17 protein-coding genes are annotated in these 23,508 nt (G+C 74.9%); 15 read left to right on the top strand and 2 right to left on the bottom strand.

What is annotated here, in order from left to right:
• The first annotated feature begins 110 nt into the window (after positions 1–110).
• From purN to XF36_RS01645, 4 genes are all read left to right on the top strand, one after another.
• On the top strand, positions 111–719 hold the full coding sequence (gene purN / locus XF36_RS01630; protein ID WP_060714337.1) for a phosphoribosylglycinamide formyltransferase: 609 nt from the start codon (positions 111–113) through the stop codon (positions 717–719).
• Positions 712–2,271: a bifunctional phosphoribosylaminoimidazolecarboxamide formyltransferase/IMP cyclohydrolase gene (purH, locus tag XF36_RS01635; RefSeq protein WP_060710601.1), complete on the top strand. Its 1,560-nt coding sequence runs from the start codon at positions 712–714 to the stop codon at positions 2,269–2,271. The genes purN and purH overlap by 8 nt, the downstream gene beginning before the upstream one ends.
• 284 nt (positions 2,272–2,555) lie before the next feature.
• The gene (locus XF36_RS33575) at positions 2,556–3,647 is read left to right on the top strand and encodes a hypothetical protein (RefSeq protein WP_064485357.1); all 1,092 of its coding nucleotides are present in this window, start codon (positions 2,556–2,558) and stop codon (positions 3,645–3,647) included.
• Positions 3,648–3,739: 92 nt separating this feature from the next.
• Positions 3,740–5,560, top strand: a complete 1,821-nt coding sequence (locus XF36_RS01645) for a Y-family DNA polymerase (RefSeq protein ID WP_060714338.1) — start codon at positions 3,740–3,742, stop codon at positions 5,558–5,560.
• An 88-nt stretch (positions 5,561–5,648) separates the two neighbouring features.
• On the opposite strand, the gene XF36_RS01650 is transcribed toward XF36_RS01645, so the two are convergent.
• The gene (locus XF36_RS01650) at positions 5,649–7,160 is read right to left on the bottom strand and encodes a M28 family metallopeptidase (protein ID WP_064485358.1); all 1,512 of its coding nucleotides are present in this window, start codon (positions 7,158–7,160) and stop codon (positions 5,649–5,651) included.
• Between the two features lie 485 nt (positions 7,161–7,645).
• On the opposite strand from XF36_RS01650, the gene XF36_RS01655 reads away from it, so the two are divergent.
• The 3 genes from XF36_RS01655 to XF36_RS01665 all read left to right on the top strand — a co-directional run bounded on the left by XF36_RS01655 (position 7,646) and on the right by XF36_RS01665 (position 12,729).
• Positions 7,646–10,987, top strand: a complete 3,342-nt coding sequence (locus XF36_RS01655; RefSeq protein WP_060714340.1) for an error-prone DNA polymerase — start codon at positions 7,646–7,648, stop codon at positions 10,985–10,987.
• Positions 10,988–11,514: 527 nt separating this feature from the next.
• Positions 11,515–12,369 carry a bifunctional methylenetetrahydrofolate dehydrogenase/methenyltetrahydrofolate cyclohydrolase gene (locus tag XF36_RS01660; RefSeq protein ID WP_060710602.1) on the top strand — a complete coding sequence of 285 codons (855 nt, stop codon included), beginning with the start codon at positions 11,515–11,517 and terminating at the stop codon, positions 12,367–12,369.
• A gap of 51 nt (positions 12,370–12,420) precedes the next feature.
• Positions 12,421–12,729, top strand: a complete 309-nt coding sequence (locus XF36_RS01665; RefSeq protein ID WP_060710603.1) for a DUF3017 domain-containing protein — start codon at positions 12,421–12,423, stop codon at positions 12,727–12,729.
• 449 nt (positions 12,730–13,178) lie between these two features.
• Here XF36_RS01665 and XF36_RS01670 read toward each other — a convergent pair whose 3' ends face one another.
• Positions 13,179–15,407, bottom strand: a complete 2,229-nt coding sequence (locus tag XF36_RS01670; protein WP_060710604.1) for an NADP-dependent isocitrate dehydrogenase — start codon at positions 15,405–15,407, stop codon at positions 13,179–13,181.
• Between the two features lie 258 nt (positions 15,408–15,665).
• On the opposite strand from XF36_RS01670, the gene XF36_RS01675 reads away from it, so the two are divergent.
• The 8 genes from XF36_RS01675 (at position 15,666) to trpS (ending at position 23,466) form a co-directional block, all read left to right on the top strand.
• Complete coding sequence (locus XF36_RS01675) at positions 15,666–15,995, top strand: hypothetical protein (RefSeq protein ID WP_060710605.1); 330 nt, start codon at positions 15,666–15,668, stop codon at positions 15,993–15,995.
• 43 nt (positions 15,996–16,038) lie between these two features.
• A complete protein-coding gene (locus tag XF36_RS01680; protein ID WP_060710606.1) occupies positions 16,039–16,881 on the top strand; it encodes an exodeoxyribonuclease III in 843 nt (280 codons plus the stop codon).
• Positions 16,878–17,690, top strand: a complete 813-nt coding sequence (locus tag XF36_RS01685; protein WP_020622531.1) for a protein kinase domain-containing protein — start codon at positions 16,878–16,880, stop codon at positions 17,688–17,690. The genes XF36_RS01680 and XF36_RS01685 overlap by 4 nt, the downstream gene beginning before the upstream one ends.
• A gap of 61 nt (positions 17,691–17,751) precedes the next feature.
• Positions 17,752–18,264, top strand: a complete 513-nt coding sequence (locus tag XF36_RS01690) for a YbaK/EbsC family protein (protein WP_060710607.1) — start codon at positions 17,752–17,754, stop codon at positions 18,262–18,264.
• Positions 18,265–18,346: 82 nt separating this feature from the next.
• Complete coding sequence (locus XF36_RS01695; RefSeq protein ID WP_060710608.1) at positions 18,347–20,986, top strand: bifunctional FO biosynthesis protein CofGH; 2,640 nt, start codon at positions 18,347–18,349, stop codon at positions 20,984–20,986.
• Between the two features lie 126 nt (positions 20,987–21,112).
• Entirely contained in the window at positions 21,113–21,328 is a 216-nt protein-coding gene (locus XF36_RS01700) for a hypothetical protein (RefSeq protein ID WP_060710609.1), read from the top strand.
• A gap of 196 nt (positions 21,329–21,524) precedes the next feature.
• Complete coding sequence (locus XF36_RS01705; RefSeq protein WP_060710610.1) at positions 21,525–22,427, top strand: winged helix-turn-helix transcriptional regulator; 903 nt, start codon at positions 21,525–21,527, stop codon at positions 22,425–22,427.
• Positions 22,428–22,452: 25 nt separating this feature from the next.
• Positions 22,453–23,466, top strand: a complete 1,014-nt coding sequence (trpS, locus tag XF36_RS01710; protein ID WP_060710611.1) for a tryptophan--tRNA ligase — start codon at positions 22,453–22,455, stop codon at positions 23,464–23,466.
• Positions 23,467–23,508: the final 42 nt, after the last annotated feature.

Genomic DNA, 23,508 nt, shown 5'->3' on the forward strand with positions numbered 1-23,508 from the left:
ACCGGGGCCGGGTGACCCGGGCCACCGCACCGGGCACCGTCGCCGTCGGAGGGCGCGTCTACCCTGGCCAGGGGCCGTGGAGCGGCCTGGACCGGCGAGGAAGGGACACGGTGGGCGCGCAGGAGCGGCACGAGGCGCTGCGGGTCGTCGTCCTCGTCTCCGGGAGCGGGACCCTGCTGCAGGCACTGCTCGACACCGCGGACGCCGGGTTCGCCGTCGTCGCCGTCGGGGCCGACCGCCCGGGTGCCGCCGGGCTCGACCGGGCCCGTGCCGCCGGCGTCCCCACCTTCGTCGAACGGGTCGCCGACCACGCCGGCCGCGACGCCTGGAACACCGCGCTCGCCGCGGCCGTCCGCGCGCACTGGCCGGGCCTCGTCGTCGGGGCGGGGTTCATGAAGCTCGTCTCCCCGGCCTTCCTGGACGCGCTCGGATGCCCGATGCTGAACACGCACCCGGCTCTGCTGCCGGCGTTCCCGGGCGCGCACGCCGTCCGGGACGCGCTGGCCGCCGGGGTGCCCGTCACCGGCGCGACCGTGCACGAGGTCGACGCCGGGCTCGACACCGGACCGGTGCTCGCACAGGCGGAGGTCCCCGTGCTCCCGGGCGACGACGAGACCTCCCTGCACGAGCGCATCAAGACCGAGGAACGACGGCTGCTGGTCGCGACCGTGCGACGGTTCGCCACCGCCGCCCAACCCCACGAGGTGAACAGTGAGTGAGCGCAGGCCGGTACGCCGGGCCCTGATCAGCGTCTACGACAAGGCCGGTCTCCTCGACCTGGCCACCGGGCTGCACGCCGCCGGGGTGGAGATCGTCTCGACCGGCTCCACCGCCCAGCGGATCGCCGACGCCGGCGTCCCGGTCACCCCCGTCGAGGAGATCACCGGGTTCCCCGAGTGCCTCGACGGCCGGGTCAAGACCCTGCACCCGCGGGTGCACGCCGGGCTGCTCGCCGACACCCGCAAGCCCGAGCACCTCGCCCAGCTCGAGCAGCTGAACATCGCGCCGTTCGACCTGCTGGTGTCGAACCTCTACCCGTTCCGCGAGACCGTCGCGTCCGGCGCGAGCCGCGACGAGGCCGTCGAGCAGATCGACATCGGCGGCCCGGCGATGGTGCGGGCCTCGGCGAAGAACCACGAGAGCGTCGCGGTCGTCGTCGACCCGTCGCGCTACGCCTGGGTGCTCGAGCAGGTCGGCGCGGGCGGTTTCGTCGTGGAGGACCGCCGCAGGCTCGCCGCCGACGCCTACCGGCACACCGCCGCCTACGACGTCTCGGTCGCGACCTGGATGGGCGAGCAGTTCCCCACCGGCGACGACGAGGCCTCAGCCGAGTGGGTCGGCGCCACCTGGACCCGCGAGCGCCCGCTGCGTTACGGCGAGAACCCGCACCAGTCGGCCGCGCTCTACACCGACGGCACCGGCTCCGGCCTCGCCGGCGCCGAGCAGCTGCACGGCAAGGAGATGTCCTACAACAACTACGTCGACGCCGACGCCGCCTGGCGCGCCGCGCACGACCACGGCGACCGTCCGACGGTCGCGGTGATCAAGCACGCCAACCCGTGCGGGATCGCGGTCGGCGCCGACGTCGCCGAGGCCCACCGCAAGGCGCACGCCACCGACCCGGTGTCGGCGTTCGGTGGGGTCATCGCGGTCAACGGCGAGGTCTCGGTCGCGATGGCCGAACAGGTCGCCGAGATCTTCACCGAGGTCGTCGTGGCCCCCGGCTACGCCGACGGCGCGCTGGAGGTGCTGGCGCGCAAGAAGAACGTCCGCGTGCTCCGCATCCCCGACGGCGCCGCCCGCACCGGCACCGAGCTGCGCCCGATCTCCGGCGGGCTGCTGGTGCAGCAGCGCGACCTCGTCGACGCCGACGGCGACGACCCGGCCGCCTGGAAGCTCGTCACCGGCGACGCCGTGGCCCCCGAGGTGCTCGACGACCTCGCGTTCGCCTGGCGCGCCTGCCGCGCGGTGAAGTCCAACGCCATCCTGCTCGCCCACGACGGCGCCGCGGTCGGCGTCGGCATGGGCCAGGTCAACCGGGTCGACGCGGCGAAGCTCGCCGTGACCCGGGCCGGGGACCGGGCCCGCGGCGCGGTTGCCGCCTCCGACGCGTTCTTCCCCTTCCCCGACGGGCTGGAGGTGCTGCTCGACGCCGGTGTCGCCGCCGTCGTGCAGCCCGGCGGCTCGGTCCGGGACGAGGAGGTCGTCGCGGCCTGCGCCAAGGCGGGCGTGCCGATGTACCTGACCGGGACACGGCACTTCGCCCACTGACCCACTGCTGACCCACTGCCCCACCCGACGGCCCGGGACCGCCTCGCGCGGTCCCGGGCCGTCGGCGTTCGGAGCAGCTCGGAGGGTCTTCCGGCCGAGAATGTCAGGGGTGCGTGCGACGGTCCTCCCGTCGTCGTCACCACCCCCACCCGGGGGATGCGGAGCGGCGGCACGGGCCCTATGCTTCGAACGTCAGTTCGAGCACGCTTCGCCTTCCCCGCGGCGCGCCGGGCGAGGTCGCGGCCGTTCGGCCGTGGCGCGGTGTGTGGCGGGGAGGTACTGCGGTGCGCGTCGGTGCGGGCGAGGGGCCGGTCGTCGTCGGGGGAGCGGCGGCGGTCGGCCGGGTGATCGGCGGTGCCGGTGGGGGAGCCGGCGCCGACGTCGGGGCCGACACCGGTCCGGAGGGGTCCGGGCCGGTGGTCGGAACCGGGTCCCGTGCTCCCGGGGGCGGGCGGGAGCCGCTGCCCGGGGCGCGGGGCCCGGCCGGGGGGCCGGGGTCCTCGGCAGGTTCCGCCGCCGAGCGGCTCGCCCGGGCCCGGCACGTCCTGCACCGGACGGAGACCCGGGCGGGCCTGGAGCGGTCCCGGCCGGTGCCCGCGGGGCCCTGCCCGGAGCCGGAGGCCCCGGCCCGCAGGGTCGGGACGGTCGAGCCGCGTCCGGTGAGCGAGGCGGACCTGCTGCCGGTGCCGGGGCCGCTGGCCGGTCTGCTGCCCGGTGGGGGCCTGCGGCGGGGATCCACCGTGGCGGTGGGCGGGGGATCCGGTGCGGGGTCGCTGCTGTTCGCGCTGCTGGCCGCCGCGTCCGCGGAGGGCGCGTGGGCGGGTGTGGTCGGCCGCCCCGGACTCGGCGCGACGGCCGCGGCGGAGGCGGGCGTGCGGCTGGACCGGCTGGCGCTGGTCCCCGACCCCGGCGCGGACCTGGTCGGGGTGACCGCGGCGCTGCTGGACGGGCTGGACCTCGTGGTCGTGGCCGGGCCGGAGCGGGCCGGGCTGCGGGCCGGGGACCGGCAGCGGCTCGCCGCGCGGACCCGGCAGCGGGGCGCGGTGCCGCTGGCGCTCGGCGGGTGGCCGGGGGCCGACCTGCGGCTGCACTGCACCCGTCCGCGCTGGGAGGGCGTCGGCCGCGGGACGGGGCGGCTGCGGTCCCGGCGGGTCGAGGTCCGGGCGGAGGGGCGCGGGATCGGCCCGGCCGGCCGGGGGGTGGAGGTGCTCCTCCCCGGTCCCGGCGGGACGGTCGCCCCGGCCCCGGTGACGCCCCCGGTCCCCGTGGCGCCGTCGGTACCCGCGATCGCCTCGGTGCCGTCGGTCCCCGCGGTCCACGCGCCGGCGGTGGGCGAGGCCCCGGTTGCGCGCCCCGTGGCCCGGGCGGCGGGATGAGCACGTCCGGTACGTCGGACGCGGGCGGTGGTGCGAGCGCGCGCGGCGGAGTGGACGCGGGCGTCGGCGGGAGCGCGGGCGGCAGGGTGAGCGTGCGCGGCGGAGCGGGCACGGGCGGCGGTGGGCGGGCGGAGCCCGACCCGCGGGTGCTGGCGGTCTGGTCCCCGGACTGGCCGGTCACCGCGGCCGCCCGCGCCGCGCACGTCCCGGCGGACCGGCCGGCCGCGGTGCTGCACGCCAACCGGGTCCTGGCCTGCTCGGCGACGGCCCGCCGGCACGGCGTTCGCCGGGGCCTGCGGCGTCGGGAGGCGCAGGCCCGGTGCCCGGAGCTCGTGGTGCTCGCCCCCGACCCGGGGCGCGACGCCCGGCTGTTCGAGCCGGTCGTCGCCGCGGTGGAGGCGCTCGCCCCCGGCGTCGAGGTGGTGCGGCCGGGGCTGCTGGTGCTGCCCGCGCGCGGTCCGGTCGGCTGGTTCGGCGGGGAGCGCGCCGCGGTGGAGCGGCTGATCGACCAGGTCGCGCTGCACGCCGGGACCGAGTGCCAGATCGGCGTCGCGGACGGGATGTTCGCCGCCGAGCTCGCCGCCCGCCGGGGGCGTGGGGTGCCACCGGGGCGGTCGGCGGAGTTCCTCGCACCGCTGGAGGTCGCCGAGCTGGACCGGGACCCCGACGTCGACCGGGCTGCGCTGGTGGACCTGCTGCGTCGGTTGGGGCTGCGCTCGCTGGGGGCGTTCGCGTCGCTGTCGGAGGCCGACGTGGCCTCGCGCTTCGGCGCCGCCGCGGTGGCCGCGCACCGGCTCGCCCGCGGGCGCGACCCCCGCCCGCCCGCGCGTCGGGTCCCGCCGGAGGAGCTGGCCGCGGCGGTCGAGCTGGATCCACCGGTGGACCGGGTCGACGCGGCCGCCTTCGCCGCGCGGGCGCTCGCGACCCGGCTGCACACCGCGCTCGCCGGACACGGCCTGGCCTGCACCCGGCTGGGGGTGCACGCACGCACCGAGAGCGGGGAGGAGCTGCTGCGGGTCTGGCGGTGCGCCGAGCCGCTGACCCCGTCCGGGACGGTCGACCGGGTGCGCTGGCAGCTCGACTCGTGGCTCGGGCGCGGCGGCTCCGGGACGCTGGTCGCGCTGCGGCTCACCCCGGAGGACACCGTGGTCGCCGGGGCGCTGCAGCGCGGGTTGTGGGGCGACGTCGGCGAGGGCGACGAGCGGGCCGGGCGGGCCCTGGTCCGGGTGCAGGCGCTGCTCGGGCCGGAGGCGGTGTTCACCGTGGTCCCGACGGGTGGCCGCGACCCGGGCGAGCGGGTGCGGCTGGTGCGGTGGGGCGACGAACGGGTCGTCGAGGACACCGCGGTCCCCGCCCAGCCCGACACCGCGGTCCCCGCCCGGCCGGAGGCCACGGCCCCCGCGGCGGACGGCGCCGGGACCAGCACCGGGAGCACCGCCGGGAGCACGGGGTGCACGGACCCTGCTGCGCACGCACCGGTCCCGGGGCGGCCGGCGGAGGTGCGGGCGGGAGACGCGCTGCCCGCACCGGCGGCTCCCGGGGCCGCGCACCCCCGCCGCGCCCCCGGCCGTCGCCCTGCCGACCCCCCGGCGACCTGGCCCGGCCGGCTCCCGGCACCGTCGCCGGCGACGGTGCCCCCGGACCCGGTCCCGGTCCGGTTGCTCGCCGCGGACGGCACCGAGGTGCACCCGGCCGCGCCGGACCTGCTCGACGGCGTCCCGCACCGGGTCGCGGGCGGTGACCCGGACCGGGAGGTCACCGGCTGGGCCGGGCCCTGGCCGGTGCACACCCGCTGGTGGGACCCCGACGGCCCCGGGCCCGCGGTCCGGCTGCAGGTCGTGCTCGCCGACGGCGCGGCCCTGCTGCTCGTGCACCGCAGCGGCCGCTGGGAGGTGACCGGTGTCTACGACTGAGCCACCGGCCGACGGCGGGCACCGCAGGCAGCACTGTCGTGCCGACAGCGCTGCCCACGCGGCCGGAGCGGGGCCCGGCGCGGGCGGGTCAGCGCTGCGGGACCCCGGTGAGGTCGACCGCGAACCGGCCGATCGCCGAGGCCATCGCCGTCACGTTCCGGTCCAGCGCGGTCCGGTCGATGTTGGTCAGCCGGTCGCAGGGCGTGTGGTAGCAGGGGTCGTAGGACTGCCCCGCCGTGCCGCCCCACTTCTGCGCCTGCTCCGGGGTCTTCCGCTCCTCGGCGCCGGTGAACAGGCCACCGGCCGGGATGCCGGCATCGATGAACGGGCCGTAGTCCGAGCGCCCGTCGAACGCGGTGCCCTCGGGGCCGTTCACGCCCGCCCCGACCAGCGCCTCGGTCAGGACGCGCTCCGCGGTGTCGGAGCCGGGCGGGCCGGCCTCACCGCCGAGGCCGTCGGAGTTGTCGCCGTCGTAGACGAGGTAGCCGGGGTTCGGCGAGCCGACCATGTCGAAGTTGAGGTACAGCGCGATCCGCGCGCGGTCGGCCTCGGACAGGCCCTCGACGTACTTCGTGGCGCCGACCAGGCCGATCTCCTCGGCGCCCCACCACGCGAAGCGCACCTTCTGACCGACCGGTGGGGAACCGCCGAGCTTCTGCGCGATCTCGAGCAGGGCGGCGCTGCCGCTGCCGTTGTCGTTGATCCCGGCGCCCTCGGGGACGCTGTCGAGGTGGGCCCCGGCGACCACGACCCTGGCCGGGTCGCCGGTGGTGGTCTCGGCGATCACGTTCCGCGAGGTCTGCTGCCGGATCGTGGTGTCGAGCACGAGCGAGGCCTGCTGGCCTTCGCGCAGGGCTGCCCCGGCGGACTTCGTCACGGACGCCGTCGGGACGACCCCCGGGGTGTCGCCGAGGGTGGCGGGCAGGGCCGCGTCCTCGGTGTTGATGACGATCACCGCCGCCGCACCCGCTGCGCCCGCGAGCCGGGACTTCTGCCCGAACTCGCAGGTCCCACGCTCGACGACGGCGATGGCCCCGGCCGGCATGCCGGTGTAGTCGGCCGCCTCGCAGCCCGGTGTCGGGTCCTGCGGGGTGCGCGGGCGCAGCGACAGCGGCGCGGTCAGCCCGCCGGGCGGGGTGGCGGGGGAGAAGCCGAGCACCTCGGTCGTCACGGGGGCGCCGGCCACGGTCAGCCGCGCGTCGCCCGCGGAGAAGGTCCGCACCTCGAACGACGGTGTCGACACCGTGAACCCGCTCGCGCGCAGCGTCCCGACGACGTGGTCGACGGCCGCGTCGTACCCGGGGGTGCCCACGGCGCGGTTGCCGGCGTTCGCGTCGGCGAGCTTCTCGAACTGCTGCAGGTGGGCGTAGGCGCCGTCGCCGCCGACCGCGGCCGCGAGCCGCTGCGGGAGGCCGGGATCGCCCTGTGCGGCGGCCTGACCCCCGCCGCCGGCAGCGCCGATCGTCGCGGAGCCCGGTGCCGCGGGGACGTCCGCGCAGGCCGCGAGCGCGACGACGGCCACCCCGGCCGCCGCGACCCTGACCAGCCGGTTCCCCAGCCGCAGCCGGTACCGGCCCCCCGTCCTGCTCGCCCGTCCCATGGAGCCACCCCTGTCGTCCGGCCCGGTGCCGGGCCTCGTCCGCGCCGGGTGTCCGGCGCTGCTCGGTGCGTGCGCGGCACCGGTCGGGTGCCGCGGCGTCGGACCAGCATCCGTCATCGGGCGTGGTCGTGCGGTGAACCGACGATCACGACATGGCGTCACGAACACGACGGTACGGCCCGGCGCGACCCGGGCCGCGGTGATCCTCGGTCGATCCACACCGGGGTCTCAGTCGTTCCACAGGTTCGGCTGGTGGACTCGGAGATGTCGGCGGGGCGGTCCACGAACCACCTGCCGGCACCGGATGGGTACGTCCGGGTGGCCCGCGGGCCGGCGCTGGGGAGCGGCCGGTGTGCCGCGCCGGAGCCCGGATCCGCCGTGCGGGGCCGACCGGCGCTGGGGAGCAGCCGGCCGGCCCGCACGGCGACGCCCGTCCGCGAACCCGACACTCGACGTTCGAACTCATGTTCGAGTACCGTGCGCGGATGGGCTGGCAGAACCCGGACGTCCCCTGGGCGGAGCTGGAGAGCGCGCTGTCGGGTCGGCCCGTGCGCGACGGCGCGAGCCTGCGCGGCGGTCCGGAGGCCGACGGCGGGGACGCCCCCGCCTGGTCCGTCCACCGCGACCCCTACGAGCCGCCCGAGGACCTGCGCCCGGCAGGGCCCGGTGTCGTGCCGTACGCGGAGCTGCACTGTCATTCGCACTTCAGCTTCCTCGACGGTGCGAGCGCTCCGGAGGAGCTGGTCGAACGCGCCGCCGAGCTGGGGCTGGAGACGGTCGCACTCACCGACCACGACGGCATGTACGGGGTCGTGCGGTTCGCCGAGGCGGCCCGCGCGCTCGGGGTGCGCACGGTGTTCGGAGCCGAGCTGAGCACCGGGCTGACCGCGCCGCAGAACGGCGTCGCCGATCCCGAGGGCGAGCACCTGCTGCTGCTGGCCCGCGGCCCCGACGGGTACCGCGCGCTGTGCCGCACCATCTCCACCGCCCAGATGCGGGGCGGGGAGAAGGGCCGGCCGGTCTACGACCCGGACGAGGTCGTCGCCGACACCGCGGGGAAGGTCGTCGTGCTCACCGGCTGCCGCAAGGGCGCGGTGCGCCGGGCCCTGGACCGCTCGGGCCCGGCAGCCGCCGCGGCGGAGCTGGACCGGCTGGTCGCGTGCTTCGGCGCGGAGAACGTGCGGGTCGAGCTGACCGTGTACGGCGAGCCCGGCGACACCGAGCGCAACGACGCGCTGGCCGCGCTGGCCGAGCGGGCCGGGATCGCGACGGTGGCGACGACCGGTGCGCACTACGCCACCCCCGACCGGGCCCCGCTGGCCGCTACCGTCGCCGCGGTCCGGGCCCGGCGCAGCCTCGACGAGATCGACCCCTGGCTGCCCGCGGCGGGCACCGCGCACCTGCGGTCCGGGCAGGAGATGGCCCTGCGGTTCGACGAGCGCCACCCCGGCGCGGTGGAACGCGCGGCGGAGCTGGGCCGGGAGCTGGCGTTCGAGCTGCACCTGGTGGCGCCGGGCCTGCCGCCGTTCGACGTCCCGGCCGGGCACACCGAGACGACGTGGCTGCGGGTGCTGACCGAACGCGGCCGGATGGAGCGTTATGGCAGCTATGACGAGAACCCGTTCGCGGCGTACACCGTGCAGCGCGAGCTGGAGATCATCGAGGCGAAGAACTTCCCCGGCTACTTCCTGATCGTCCACGGCATCGTCGACTTCTGCCGCCGGTCGGACATCTTCTGCCAGGGCCGGGGCTCGGCCACGAACTCGGCGGTCTGCTACGCGCTGGGCATCAGCAACGTCGACGCCGTCCGGCACGGGCTGCTGTTCGAGCGGTTCCTGTCCCCGGAGCGCGACGGCTACCCCGACATCGACCTCGACATCGAGTCCGGTCGCCGCGAGGAGGCGATCCAGTACGTCTACCGCCGCTACGGCCGGCTGTTCGCCGCACAGGTCGCGAACGTCATCACCTACCGGCCGCGGTCGGCGATCCGGGACACCGCCCGGGCGCTCGGGTTCTCACCCGGCCAGCAGGACGCCTGGAGCAGACGTGTCGAACGCTGGCACGCCCTGGAGGCGAGCGAGCTCCCGCAGGAGATGCCGCCGCTGCTGCTGGACCTCGCCGGGCAGCTGTTGGGCGCGCCCCGGCACCTGGGCATCCACTCCGGCGGCATGGTCATCTGCGACCGGCCGGTGTCCGAGGTCGTGCCGGTGGAGTGGGCGCGGATGGCCGACCGGACCGTCGTGCAGTGGGACAAGGAGGACTGCGCCGCGGCCGGGCTGGTGAAGTTCGACCTGCTCGGGCTGGGCATGCTCACCGCGCTGCACCTGATGGTGGACCTGGTCGAGACCGTCACCGGTGAGCGGATCGAGCTGCACGAGATCGGCGAGTCCGACCCGGAGGTCTACGCGATGCTGTCGCGCGCCGACTCGGTCGGGGTGTTCCAGGTGGAGTCCCGCGCCCAGATGGCCACCCTGCCGCGGCTGCGCCCACGCAAGTTCTACGACCTGGTCGTCGAGGTCGCGCTGATCCGGCCCGGCCCCATCCAGGGCGGCTCGGTGCACCCCTACATCCGTCGGCGCAACGAGCTCGAGACCTGGGACCACGACCATCCGCTGCTCGAGCCCGCGTTGCACAAGACCCTGGGCATCCCGCTGTTCCAGGAGCAGATGATGCAGATCGCCGTCGACGTCGCGGGGTTCACCGCGGCCGAGGCCGACGAGCTGCGCCGGGCGATGGGGTCCAAGCGGCCCACCGAGCGGATGGAGCGGCTGCGCGAGCGGTTCTACGACGGGATGGCCGCGAACGGGATCACCGGCGAGCTCGCCGAACGGATCTTCGCCAAGATGCTGGCCTTCGCGAACTTCGGGTTCCCGGAGAGCCACTCGATCAGCTTCGCCGCGCTCGTCTACTACTCGGCGTGGTTCAAGCTCTACCACCCGGCGGCGTTCTGTGCGGGCCTGCTCAACGCCCAGCCGATGGGCTTCTACTCGCCGCAGTCGCTGGTGGCCGACGCCCGCAGGCACGGCGTGCGGGTGCACCGGCCGGACGTGAATGCCGGGCGGGCCGACGCCGTCCTCGAGCCCGACGACGACAGCACCGGCGGCCAGGCGGTCCGGCTGGGTCTGGCGGGCGTCCGCACCGTCGGTGCGGACCTCGCCGGGTCCATCGACGCCGAGCGCGACGCGGGCGGGCCGTTCGCGGACCTGCCCGACCTGGCCCGCCGGGTCCGGCTGACCGGCCCGCAGGCCGAGGCGCTGGCGACGGCCGGCGCGTTCGGCTGCTTCGGTGTGGGGCGGCGGGAGGCGCTGTGGGCGGCGGGCGTCGTCGCGGGGGTACGGCCCGAGCACCTGCCGGGCACCACCGTCGGGTTCGACGCGCCGGCGCTGCCGGGGATGACCGAGGCGGAGCTGACCGTCTCCGACGTCTGGGCCACCGGCGTCTCCCCGGACAGCCATCCGGTGCAGCACCTGCGCGCGGACCTCGACGCGCTCGGTGCGGTCCGGATCGACCGGCTCGACGAGGTGGGCCGCCGCGCCGGCCCGGACACCCCGGCCCGGGTGCTGGTCGGGGGACTGGTCACCCACCGCCAGCGCCCGGCGACGGCGGGCGGGGTGACGTTCGTGAACCTCGAGGACGAGTCCGGGATGCTGAACGTGACCTGCTCGGAGGGACTGTGGGCGCGCTACCGGTCGGTGGCGCTGGGGAGTGCCGCGCTGCTGGTCCGGGGCCGGCTCGAACGCAGCCCGGAGGGCGTGCTGAACCTGCTGGCCGACCGACTGCAGCGGATGCCGCTGGCGGTGAAGGTGGCGTCCCGGGACTTCCGCTGACCGTCCTGCCCGCGGCCGACACCGGGAACGCGGAGAAGACGGCGAAGATCGCGGCGGTGACGCTGTCCCCGACGCGCAGCGCGGCCATGGCCGACAGCAACAGGAACAGACCCGCCGAGAAGGTCGGGATCGGGATCATGCCGCCGGGCAGCGCGGTGGTGTCCAGGTAGCCCACGAACCACGGGCCCAGCGTGATGCCGGACGGCAGGAAGCAGATGAGACCCATCAGGGCCGGGTTGCCTGCCGGGGCGGGCGGGGCAGCAGCCTGCGCCCCCGCGGTGTCGCTCTCCACTCTCATGGAGAACCCCTCGTCGAGTTCATGACCGGCCGTGCACCCGGTGGTGTGATTCTCCTCTCATGGAGATCGTTCATCGCCCCTCCGTACGGCCAGACCCGACCTGTACCCCGGTTGCACGCGATCGGACCGTCGTCGCAGGTCGTGGGGGCGGCGTCCCCTACCCGCTCGCCACACGGGCGTCCTCCGGTCAGGTTCGACCGGCCTGGGCGCTGCCTGAGAGGATGCCCGGGTGAGCGCACGCGTGATGGACGGCAAGGCGACGTTGGCGGAGCTGCTCGACGACCTGCGGGGCCGTGTCGAGAAGCTGACCGCCGCCGGGGTGACCCCCGGTCTGGGCACGGTGCTGGTCGGTGACGACCCCGGGTCACATGCCTACGTGCGCGGCAAGCACCGCGACTGCGCCAAGGTCGGGATCACGTCGCTGCAGCGTGAGCTCCCCGCCGACGCGAGCCAGGCGCAGGTCGAGGACACGATCGACGAGCTGAACGCCGATCCGACCTGCACGGGCTTCATCGTGCAGCTCCCGCTCCCGGACGGCCTCGACGCCGGCGCCGCGCTGGAGCGGGTCGACCCGGGCAAGGACGCCGACGGCCTGCACCCGACGAACCTGGGCCGGCTGGTCCTCGGCGAGCCGGGGCCGCTGCCGTGCACCCCACGCGGCATCGTCGAGCTGTGCCGCCGGTTCGGTGTCGAGCTGGACGGGGCGCGGGTCGTCGTGGTGGGGCGCGGCGTGACCGTCGGCCGCCCGCTGGGGCTGCTGCTGACCCGCCGCTCGGAGAACGCGACCGTCACCCTGTGCCACACCGGCACCCGGGACCTGACGGTGCACCTGCGGGAGGCCGACGTCGTCGTCGCCGCCGCGGGGAGGGCCGGACTCATCACCGCCGACCAGATCAAGCCGGGCGCCGCGGTGCTCGACGTCGGGGTGACCCGGACCGACCTGGGTCTGGTCGGAGACGTGGCCCCCGAGGTCGCCGAGGTCGCCGGGCTGCTGGCGCCGATGCCGGGTGGCGTGGGGCCGATGACCCGAGGGATGTTGCTGACGAACGTCGTCGAGGCCGCCGAGCGGAGCTTGTCGGAGTGAGCGTCGGTACTGGACGCAGCTCGTCGCAGTGACGGACAGCAGGGGGCAGTGATGGTGGAGACCCGCTCCGGGCACGGTCTGCGGGCCCGGCTGCGGGCGCACTGGCCGCTGCTCGTCGTCCTCGGGGTGTCCCTGGTCGGTCTGCAGCGGGTGGTGACCGAGCACTGGCGCGAGGGGTCCGCGGCGTTGGCGGTGGCGATGCTGGTCGCCGCGTGTCTGCGGGTGGCGCTGCCGCCGGACCGGGTCGGGCTGCTCGCGATCCGCGGCCGCTACGCCGACGCGCTGGTGTACGGCGGGTTCGGCGTCGTCGTCCTGCTGCTCGCGCTGACGATCACGCAGGGCTCGCTGACGATCAGCTGACCCCGCCCCGGTCCGGGCCGGGGTCAGCTCCGGCTGCCGCCGGTCGTCTCGGGCCCGGCGGGACGCCTGGTGGGTGGCCGGCGCGGGCCGGCGGGGCGCTTGCTGCCCGGACGGCCGGGGCCGGTGCTCGTCGCCCGCGGTACTCGCACCGGAGCGCCCGATGGGGCGGGGGAGCGCGGCCCGGTCGGGGTGGTGCGGTGCAGGGCGATGATGATCATAGCTAACGTAATTGTACCGGTGAGTACGGTCGGACCGTGACCGGGGTTGCGCCGGACGGGTCAGTGACGTCGCCCACGGCGCCGCTCATGATCACTCGATGATCGCAACGATCACCCTCCGGCCACCCGGACGGCGGTGTGGTGTCGCGAACGGGTCCACGGATGGTGGTCGTCCGGACACGGCGACGGCCCGCCCTCCCGGCAGCGGGGGACGGGCCGTCGTCGGTGGGGCTACTTGCCGGCGAAGGCGTCGATCGCCGCGTTGAACGTGGCGCTCGGCCGCATGATCGCGTCGGTCTTCGCGCGGTCGACGTAGTAGTAGCCGCCCAGGTCGACCGGGTCGCCCTGGACCGCGTTCAGCTCACCGACGATCGTGTCCTCGGCGGCGGCGAGCTTCTCGGCGAGCGGGGCGAAGATCGCGGCCAGCTCGGTGTCCTCGGTCTGCGCGGCGAGGGCCTGCGCCCAGTACAGCGCGATGTAGAAGTGGCTGCCGCGGTTGTCGAGCTCCCCGACCTTGCGCGACGGCGACTTCCCGTTCTCCAGCAGCCTGCCGGTGGCCTCGTCGAGGGTCTGGCCGAGCAGCTTCGCCCGCAGCGGCTCCTCGGTCTTCGACGCCAGCATCTCCAGCGAGACGGCCAGCGCGAGGAACTCGCCGAGGGAGTCCCACCGCAGGTGGTTCTCCTTCTGCAGCTGCTGCACGTGCTTCGGCGCGGACCCGCCGGCGCCGGTCTCGAACAGGCCGCCGCCGTTCATCAGCGGGACGATCGACAGCATCTTCGCCGACGTGCCCAGCTCCATGATCGGGAACAGGTCGGTGAGGTAGTCGCGCAGCACGTTGCCGGTGACCGAGATGGTGTCCTCGCCCTTGCGGGTCCGCTCCAGGGTGTAGCGGGTGGCCTCTGCGATCGGGAGGATCTCGATGGTCAGGCCGTCGGTGTCGTGCTCGCCCAGGTACTTCTCGACCTTCGCGATCAGCTGCGCGTCGTGGGCGCGCGCGGAGTCCAGCCAGAAGACGGCGGGGGAGCCGGTGGCCCGGGCCCGCTCGACGGCCAGCCCGACCCAGTTGCGGATCGGGGCGTCCTTGGTCTGGCAGCCGCGCCAGATGTCACCCTCGCCGACCTCGTGCGAGAGCTTCTCCTCGCCCGTGGCCGCGTCGACGACGCGCACGGTGCCGGCAGAGGCGACCTCGAAGGTCTTGTCGTGGCTGCCGTACTCCTCGGCCTTCTGCGCCATCAGGCCGACGTTCGGGACGGTGCCCATCGTCGTCGGGTCGAAGGCGCCGTTGGCCTGGCAGTGCTTGACGGTCTCGTCGTAGAGCGGGGCGTAGGACGAGTCCGGGATGACGAACTTGGTGTCCTGCAGGGCGTCGTCGGCGTTCCACATCTTCCCGGACGAGCGGATGGCGGCCGGCATCGAGGCGTCGATGATGACGTCGCTGGGGACGTGCAGGTTGGTGATGCCGCGCGAGGAGTCGACCTGGGCCAGGGCCGGGCCGGTCTCGTAGGCGGTGGTGATGGCCTTCTCGATCGCCTCGCGCTCGTCGGCGGGCAGCTTCTCCAGCGCGGTCAGGATCGAGGCGAGACCGTCGTCGGGGTCGGCGCCGACGGAGGCGAGGTCGTCGCCGTAGGAGTCGAAGACGTCGGCGAAGTAGGCGCGGACGGCGTGCCCGAAGATGATCGGGTCGGAGACCTTCATCATCGTGGCCTTGAGGTGCACCGAGAACAGCACTCCCTCGGCCTTGGCGTCGGCGACCTGCTCGGCGAGGAAGGCCTGCAGTGCCTCGCGACGCATGACGGCGCCGTCGAACACCTCGCCGTCCAGCAGCGCGATCTTCTCCTTCAGCACCGTGACGGTGCCGTCGGTGGCGACGTGCTCGATGCGGACCGCGCCGTCACCGGCGGCGGTGAACGAGGTCTCGAAGTGGCGGAAGTCGCCCTCGTCCATGGTGGCGACGTGGCTGGTGGAGTCGGGGCTCCACGCGCCCATCGAGTGCGGGTGCTTGCGGGCGAAGTTCTTCACCGACAGCGGGGCGCGGCGGTCGGAGTTGCCCTCGCGCAGCACCGGGTTGACCGCGGAGCCCTTGACCGAGTCGTAGGCGGCGCGGGCGGCCTTCTCCTGCTCGGTCTGCGGGTTCTCCGGGTAGTCCGGTACGTCGTAGCCGGCACCCTGCAGCTCGGTGATGGCCGCCTTGAGCTGCGGGATCGACGCCGAGATGTTCGGCAGCTTGATGATGTTGGCGTCCGGGGTCTTCGCCAGCTCGCCCAGCTCGGCCAGCGAGTCCGGGACGCGCTGGGCCTCGGTCAGCCGGTCCGGGAACTTCGCCAGGATCCGGGCGGCGAGGGAGATGTCGCGGGTCTCCACGTCGACCCCGGCCTGTCCGGCGAAGGCCTCGATGACCGGCAGGAAGGAGTGGGTCGCCAGCGCCGGCGCCTCGTCGGTGTACGTGTAGGTGAGCTTCATCGCGTCCTCAGGCCTGCCTCGGCTCGTCGTGTGTGCTGCCGTGTCCAGCGAGCGGGCCGCGCCGGCGCCGGCGGACGGGCCCGGGACGACCGGGCGGGTCCCCGGCGCGGCGACCCGCTGACTGGGCCACACGCTATCTGTTCACCGGCTCCGCACGCCCGTAGGAGTAACCGGTCCGACACCCCTGTGATGGTCGAGCCCGTGGCCGCGGACCGGCTACCGTGGTCAGCGGCAGCGTCCGACGGGAGGGGAACCACGGTGGCGAAGGTCTTCGGGCTCACCCGGAAGTCCCTCCTGAGGGGCTGGCCGCTGGTGGGGCTCATCGGTGTCGGCCTGACGGCCGTCGCACTCGCCTACGGCGGTGTCACGGGCGATCTGGAGACGACCGGCTGCCGTGTCGTCGTGCAGGGCGAGCAGGTCACGGTGCGCGCGGCCCCCGGCAACTCGGCGGCGCCGGTCCGCACGCTGCCGGTCGGCACCGAGGTCGCGGCCGAGACGATCGTCGACGGCGGCTTCCGCAAGCTCACCGAGCAGAACCAGTGGGTCCCGGTGGACTCCGTCGCCGCGACCTCGGGCAGCCGGTGCTGAACCCGTCGCGCAGCGTGATCATGGGTGCGGCACAGTAGACGGCGTGAACGCCCTCGCCACGGTCAACGTCAACGGGGTCCGTGCCGCCACCATCAAGGGGCTGCTGGAGTGGCTGGCCGCGACCGACGCGCGGGCGGTCTGCCTGCAGGAGGTCCGGGCCCTGCCCGACGAGCTGCCGGCCGCCTTCCTGGTCGCGCTCGACGCGGGTGGCTGGCACCTGCGGCTGGCGCCGTCGCTGACGGCGAAGGGGCGCAACGGCGTCGCCGTGCTGAGTCGCGAGGAGCCGGAGGCCGTACGGATCGGCTTCCCGAGCGGAGCCCGCGGAGCGAGCAACAGCACCGCTCCCACCACCGACCTCGACGGCCGCTATCTCGAGGTGGACCTGCCGGGCGGGCTCACCGTGGCCTCTCTGTACCTGCCCAAGGGTGAGTCGGGCACGCCGAAGCAGGACGCCAAGGACGCGTTCTGTGCCGCGTTCGGCGACCACCTGCGCACCGCGTTCGACCGGTGCGTCGCGACCGGCCGGGAGATGGTCGTCGGCGGGGACTGGAACATCGCGCCCACCGAGCTGGACCTGCGCAACTGGCGCGGGAACCGGCGCAACTCCGGTTTCCTGCCGCACGAGCGGGAGTGGTTCGCGAAGCTGCTCGAACACGGCTGGCGCGACGTGGTGCGTGAACGGCACCCGGGCGTCGACGGGCCGTACTCGTGGTGGAGCTACCGCGGGCGGGCCTTCGACAACGACACCGGGTGGCGGATCGACCACCTGCTCACCACGCCCGGGCTCGCCGACGCGGCGTACGAGGCCGTCGTGGACCGGGCACCCGCGCACGACCGGCGCTTCTCCGACCACGCCCCGGTCGTCGTCCGGCTGGGGGCCGTGTGATCGCCGGACGGATGGTCGGCGGCCGCTACCTGCTGCTCGACGAGCTGGGCCGCCGCGGCTTCGGGCCGACCCACCGCGCCGAGGACCGCATCACCGGCCGCACCGTCGCCGTCACCGAGATCGCGCTGCCCCCGGTCGCGGGGGTCCGGGAGCGGCTGCTGACCGAGGTCCGGGCGGCCGGACGGCTGCGGCACCCGTCGGTCGTCGGGGTGCTGGACCTGGTCACCGACCGGTCCTCGGCCGGGGACATGCGCGAGTACCTGGTCACCGAGCACCCGGACGCACGGCCGCTGGGCGCGGTCGTCGAGGCGGAGCCGCCGTCGCCCCGGCAGGTCGCGCTGGTCGGACGGGACGTGCTGGCCGCGCTGCGGGCGGTGCACGCCGACGGCGGCACCCACGGCGGGCTCGACGCCGACGCGGTGCTGATCACCGCGGAGGGCCGCGCCCTGCTCACCGACGTCGGTCTCGCCCGCGCGGTCGGTCCGCGCCCCGGCGGGACCGGTGCGCCCGCCGCTCCCGAGGGCACCGACACCCCGGCCGCGGACCTGTGGTGTCTCGGCGTCGTCCTGCGCGAGGCGGTGGGCCCGCGCCCGCCGGCGGGCAGCGCGCTCGCGACGGTCCTGGACGGCCTCACCGCCGACGACCCGGCCGACCGCCCGACCCACGACCGGGCCGCCGAGCTGTTCGAACGCGGTGCCCGGCCCCGGTCCCAGGGCGGGGACCTCGGACGCAACCGCTGGATCCTGCTGGGCGTGGCCGGGGTGCTGGCCGTGGTCGTCGTCGTGTTGCTGGTCCTCGCCGTCCTCTGAGGAACCGCTGACGAGGAACCTCCGGGGAACCCGGCAGCGGCCGCGGCGCGGTGCGGGCAGGATGTCCCGGGTGAGCCCGAGCGTCGAACACCCCGCCGACCACCCCCGCGTCGCCGCCGTGAAGGAGGCGCTGCGCCGGGCCGGTGCCTGTCCCGCGTCGATCGCGGGCCTGGTGCTGCTGCCCGACGCGGTGACCACCGCCGCCGCGGCGGCCGCCGCACTGGAGGTCGAGGTCGGCCAGATCGCGAACTCGCTGGTCTTCGACGCCGACGGCGCCCCGCTGCTCGTCCTCACCTCCGGCGCGCACCGGGTGGACACCGACCGGGTCGCGGCCCTGGTCGGCGCGCAGCGGGTCGGACGGGCGTCGAAGGAGTTCGTGCGTGAGGCCACCGGGCAGGTCATCGGCGGGGTCGCCCCCGTCGGGCACCCGGCGCCGGTTCGCACCCTGGTCGACGTCGCGCTGGGCGAGTTCGACCGGGTCTGGGCGGCGGGCGGGGTGGCCCGCTCGGTGTTCCCGACGACGTTCGACGAGCTCGTCGCCGTAACCGGCGGCACGCCCGCCGAGGTCGCCTGAGCCGTATTCCCGTACCGGGCGTGATCCATCGCCGGGAAACGGACGGTCGCTGCGGTGTTCCGTGAAACCTAGTGTGGGTGGCATGGCCGATACTCCTGCCGCCCCTGTCCCGGCCGAGGCCGTCCCGCCGGTACCCCTCCCGACCCCCGCGCCCGCCGAGCCCGTCCCCTCGGACTCCGCGTTCCGCCGGGCCCTGCGCCGGGTCCGCGACGGGTCGACCCTCGACGTCACCGAGGCCGCGGTGCTGCTCGCCGCCCGCGGTGAGCACCTGGAGGAGCTGCTCGGCCACGCCGGCCGGGTCCGCGACGCCGGACTCGTCGAGGAGGGCCGCCCCGGCGTCGTCACCTACTCCCGCAACGTCTTCATCCCGCTGACCCGGCTCTGTCGCGACCGCTGCCACTACTGCACGTTCGCGACCGTCCCGCACAAGCTCGAGGACATGTACCTGGAGCGCGACGAGGTCGTCGAGATCGCCCGTCAGGGCGCCGCGCAGGGCTGCAAGGAGGCCCTGTTCACCCTCGGCGACCGCCCCGAGGACCGCTGGCCGCAGGCTCGTGAGTGGCTCGAGGCGCGGGGCTACGACTCGACACTGGACTACGTCCGGGCGTGTGCGATCGCCGTCCTGGAGGAGACCGGGCTGCTGCCGCACCTCAACCCGGGCGTCATAAGCTGGGAGGAGCTGACCCGGCTCAAGCCGGTCGCGGCCAGCATGGGGATGATGCTGGAGACGACCTCGCAGCGGCTGTTCGAGAAGGGCGGCCCGCACTTCGGCAGCCCAGACAAGGAGCCCGCGGTCCGGCTGCGCGCCCTCACCGACGCCGGCCGCGTCGGCGTCCCGTTCACCACCGGCATCCTGATCGGCATCGGGGAGAACCGCACCGAGCGGGCCGAGTCGCTGTTCGCGATCCGCTCGGCGGCCCGCGCGCACGGGCACGTGCAGGAGGTGATCGTCCAGAACTTCCGGGCGAAGCCGGACACCGCGATGGCGAACGACCCCGACGCCGACCTGCACGATCTCGCCGCGACGATCGCCGTCGCCCGGCTGGTGCTCGGCCCGAAGGTGCGGCTGCAGGCCCCGCCGAACCTCGTCGGCGACGAGCAGGCGCTGATGCTGCGCGCCGGGATCGACGACTGGGGCGGTGTCTCCCCGGTGACGGTGGACCACGTGTCCCCGGAGATGCCGTGGCCGGCCGTCGACGAGCTGGCCGCGATCACCGCGGCCGAGGGCTTCACGCTGCGGGAGCGGCTCACCGCCTACCCGAAGTACGTGCGGGCCGGGTCGCCGTGGATCGACGCGCGGCTGCACGGCCACGTCGCTGCGCTGTCCGGACCGGACGGGCTCGCCCGGCCCGACGCCGTCGTGGAGGGGCGGGCGTGGCAGGAGCCCGACGGCGGGTTCGCCTCGACCGGGCGCACCGACCTGAACTCCACGATCGACACCACCGGGCGCACCGAGGACCGACGCAGCGACTTCGGTGACGTCTACGGCGACTGGAACGAGGTGGCCGCCGAGCTGGAGCACCAGCGCGCCGGGCACGGGGCGGCGCCGGAGCGGCTCGACTCCGACGTCCGGGCCGGGCTGGACCTGGCCGCGTCCGACCCGGCTGCGCTGCTCGACCCGGCGCACGCCGACGCGGCGATGGCCGTGCTGACCGCCGACGGGCCCGCGTTACGCACCCTGCTCGACCTCGCCGATGACGTGCGCCGGCAGGTCAACGGGGACGACGTCACCTACGTGGTCAACCGGAACATCAACTTCTCGAACGTCTGCTACGTCGGCTGCCGGTTCTGCGCCTTCGCCCAGCGCGAGCGCGACGCCGACGCCTTCCGGCTCTCGCTCGACGAGGTCGCCCAGCGCGCTGCCGAGGCCGCCCGCGACGGCGCCACCGAGGTCTGTGTGCAGGGCGGCATCGACCCGCAGCTGCCGGTGTCGTTCTACGCCGATCTGGTCCGCGCGGTCACCGCGGCCGTGCCCGGGATGCACGTGCACGCGTTCTCCCCGATGGAGATCGTCTCCGCCGCCGCGAAGGCCGGCGTGTCGATCCGGGAGTGGCTGACCGAGCTGAAGGCCGCCGGGCTCGGCTCGATCCCGGGCACCGCCGCCGAGATCCTCGACGACGAGGTCCGCTGGGTCCTGACCAAGGGCAAGCTGCCGGCGTCGCAGTGGATCGAGGTCGTCTCGACCGCACACGAGCTGGGGATCCCGAGCAGCTCGACGATGATGTACGGCCACGTCGACGAGCCCCGGCACTGGCTCGGGCACCTGCGCACCCTTGCGTCGATCCAGGACCGCACCGGAGGGTTCACGGAGTTCGTGCCGCTGCCGTTCGTGCACCACAACGCCCCGATCTACCTGGCCGGGATCGCCCGACCGGGTCCGACGGAGCGCGACAACCGGGCGGTGCACGCGTTCGCCCGGCTCGCGCTGCACGGACGGATCGACCACGTCCAGTGCTCCTGGGTGAAGCTCGGCGACGACCTCGCCGCGGACATCCTGGCCGGGGGCGCCGACGACATGGGCGGCACGCTGATGGAGGAGACGATCTCCCGGATGGCCGGCTCGGAGAACGGCTCCGAGCGCTCGGTCGCCGAGCTCACCGCGATCGCCGCGGCGGCCGGTCGCCCGGTCCGGCAGCGGACGACGACCTACCGCGGCGAGCCCCGCGTGCTCACCCCGGCGTCGGGCGCCGGGCCGCGGATGCTGCCGCTGACCCCGGCCTGACCCCGGCCTGGGCCTGGTGTGAGCCCGGCCTGACTCCGGCCCGGGCCTGGTTCGAGCCCGGCCGGTCCCGCGCCGCCCTCGGTCGCGCGGGACCGGCCCCGCCGCCGATCGCCGTACGGTGGCGGTATGGGTGTGCTCGGAGAGATGTTCCCGCGGAAGCGGATGCACGAGGACTCGGACGCCGCGCAGGGCGGGCAGCAGTGGCGGCTGGGCCCGATCGACCTCGACAAGGGCGTCGTGACGGTCGAGGAGGTGACGGTCGAGGCGGTGAGGGACGAGGCCGCCCCGCAGCACGAGGAGCCGGAGCGGGAGAACGGCCGGGAGAGCCGGCAGAACGGGTGACGTGCTGACCGGGACGACGCCCCGCAGCTGCCGCAGCCCCATCACCGCGCTGCCGCAGGACGTCCGCCCCGGCCGGTGGGCCGCCCCCCCGGATCCGGCCCACCCCGCCGACGGTCACACACCCGGGTGCGACTTCGATCGGCAGAGTGAGACAACGGTACGATCTTGCGCAGTCCGGGTCAAGGGAGGCGAGCGGGTGCGGCCGCAGCAGCTGGGCGCCGTCGGGCGCGGTCTCGGCCTGCTAGCCGACACCTGGACGCTGCTGATCCTCCAGCGTGCGTTCCTCGGGGTCAGCCGGTACGCGGGGTGGCGGGAGACCCTCAACATCTCCGACGCGACGTTGTCGGCGCGGCTGCGCGGGCTCGTCGAGGCGGGCCTGCTCGAGACCTGCAGCTACGCCGACGGCGGCCGTGGGCGCCGCGGCTACGTCCTCACCGAGCGCGGCGGGGACATCTGGAAGCTGCTGATCTGCACCTGGGACTGGGAGAAGACCTGGGTCCCGCGCGAGGTCCCGCTGCCCGAGATCGTGCACCGCGACTGCGGGCGCCCCACCCGCGTGCGGGTGTGCTGCGCGACCTGCGGCGGCGAGGTCGGCCCGCGGGACACCGAGGTCGAGCGCGAGCCGTGGGCGCCGGGGCTGGAGGTGCTGGCCCGCCGGCACCCGCGGCGCACCCGCGGCACGCTGCCCGCCGACCCGCTCTCGTTCCTCCCCGGCGCCATGGAGATCATCGGCGACCGGTGGGGCGCCGCGGTCATCGGCGCCGCACTCACCGGCGTCCGGGCGTTCAGCTGCTTCGCCCACGAGCTGGCGATCTCCCCGGAGGTGCTGTCGGACCGGTTGCGCCGCTTCGTCGGGCTCGGGGTACTCAGCCGCAGCGGCGACGGCGAGTACCGCCTCACCGACAAGGGACGCGCCTGCTTCCCGATCCACGCCTGCCTGGTCGAGTGGTCGCACCGCTGGTGCGGCGCGGACGGCGCCCCGATCGACTTCACGATCCGCCACCGGGCCTGCGGGCAGCCGCTCCGTGTGCGGCTGGACTGCGGGCAGTGCGGGCGGGCGTTCGCCAGGGACTCGGTGTCCCCGGTGCGCCCGAGATGACCGACGGTAGGGAACGATGGCGGGCATGAACGACGCCCACCGCCCCCGGGTGCTGTCCGGGATCCAGCCCACGGCCGACTCGTTCCACCTCGGCAACTACCTGGGTGCGCTGCGGCAGTGGATGGCCCTGCAGGACGACGACGAGGCGTTCTACTGCGTCGTGGACCTGCACGCGATCACGGTGGAGCACGACCCGGCCGAGCTGGCCCGGCGGACCCGGGTCGCGGCCGCGCAGCTCCTCGGGCTGGGGCTCGACCCGGACCGCTGCACGCTGTTCGTGCAGTCGCACGTCCCGGAGCACACGCGGCTGTCCTGGATCCTGGAGTGCATCACCGGCTTCGGCGAGGCCGGCCGGATGACCCAGTTCAAGGACAAGTCCGCCAAGCAGGGCACCGACCGGGCGACGGTCGGGCTGTTCACCTACCCGATCCTGCAGGCCGCGGACATCCTGCTCTACCAGGCCGACCGCGTCCCGGTCGGCGAGGACCAGCGCCAGCACCTGGAGCTGACCCGCAACCTCGCGCAGCGGTTCAACCACCGGTTCGGCGAGACGTTCCGGGTCCCCGAGCCCCACATCCCGCAGGCCACGGCGAAGATCTACGACCTTCAGGACCCGACGGCGAAGATGAGCAAGTCGGCGTCGTCGCCCAGCGGGATCGTCGAGCTCCTCGACCCGCCGCGTACCTCGGCGAAGAAGATCCGCTCCGCGGTCACCGACAACGAGCGCGAGATCCGCTTCGACCCGGAGAACAAGCCCGGCATCGCGAACCTGCTCACCATCAACGCGGCGATGACCGACCGGAAGGTCGTCGAGGTCGAGGCCGAGTACGTCGGCCGCGGCTACGGCGACCTGAAGAAGGACCTGGGCGAGATCGTCGCCGCGTTCGCGGAGCCGTTCGCGGAGAAGGTGAACGGCTACCTGGCCGACCCGGCCGAACTCGACCGGGTGCTCGCCCGCGGTGCCACCCGTGCGCGTGAGGTGTCCGGCGCGACACTGGCCGCGGTTCACGAGAGGATCGGGTTCCTCCCGCCCGTCTGAGCCGCGCGCCCGGGGCGGGGAGTACCACCGAACCGGGGGAAT

The sequence above is a fragment of the Pseudonocardia sp. HH130629-09 genome, assembly GCF_001294645.1.
Classification (GTDB): Bacteria; Actinomycetota; Actinomycetes; order Mycobacteriales; family Pseudonocardiaceae; genus Pseudonocardia.

Coding starts and splice junctions, on each gene's coding strand:
- trpS (WP_060710611.1), top strand. CDS start 22,453: ATGAACGACGCCCACCGCCCCCGGGTGCTGTCCGGGATCCAGCCCACG.
- XF36_RS01655 (WP_060714340.1), top strand. CDS start 7,646: ATGGGCTGGCAGAACCCGGACGTCCCCTGGGCGGAGCTGGAGAGCGCG.
- XF36_RS01695 (WP_060710608.1), top strand. CDS start 18,347: ATGGCCGATACTCCTGCCGCCCCTGTCCCGGCCGAGGCCGTCCCGCCG.
- XF36_RS01700 (WP_060710609.1), top strand. CDS start 21,113: ATGGGTGTGCTCGGAGAGATGTTCCCGCGGAAGCGGATGCACGAGGAC.
- XF36_RS01670 (WP_060710604.1), bottom strand. CDS start 15,407: ATGAAGCTCACCTACACGTACACCGACGAGGCGCCGGCGCTGGCGACC.
- XF36_RS01665 (WP_060710603.1), top strand. CDS start 12,421: ATGGTGGAGACCCGCTCCGGGCACGGTCTGCGGGCCCGGCTGCGGGCG.
- XF36_RS01650 (WP_064485358.1), bottom strand. CDS start 7,160: ATGGGACGGGCGAGCAGGACGGGGGGCCGGTACCGGCTGCGGCTGGGG.
- XF36_RS01690 (WP_060710607.1), top strand. CDS start 17,752: ATGTCCCGGGTGAGCCCGAGCGTCGAACACCCCGCCGACCACCCCCGC.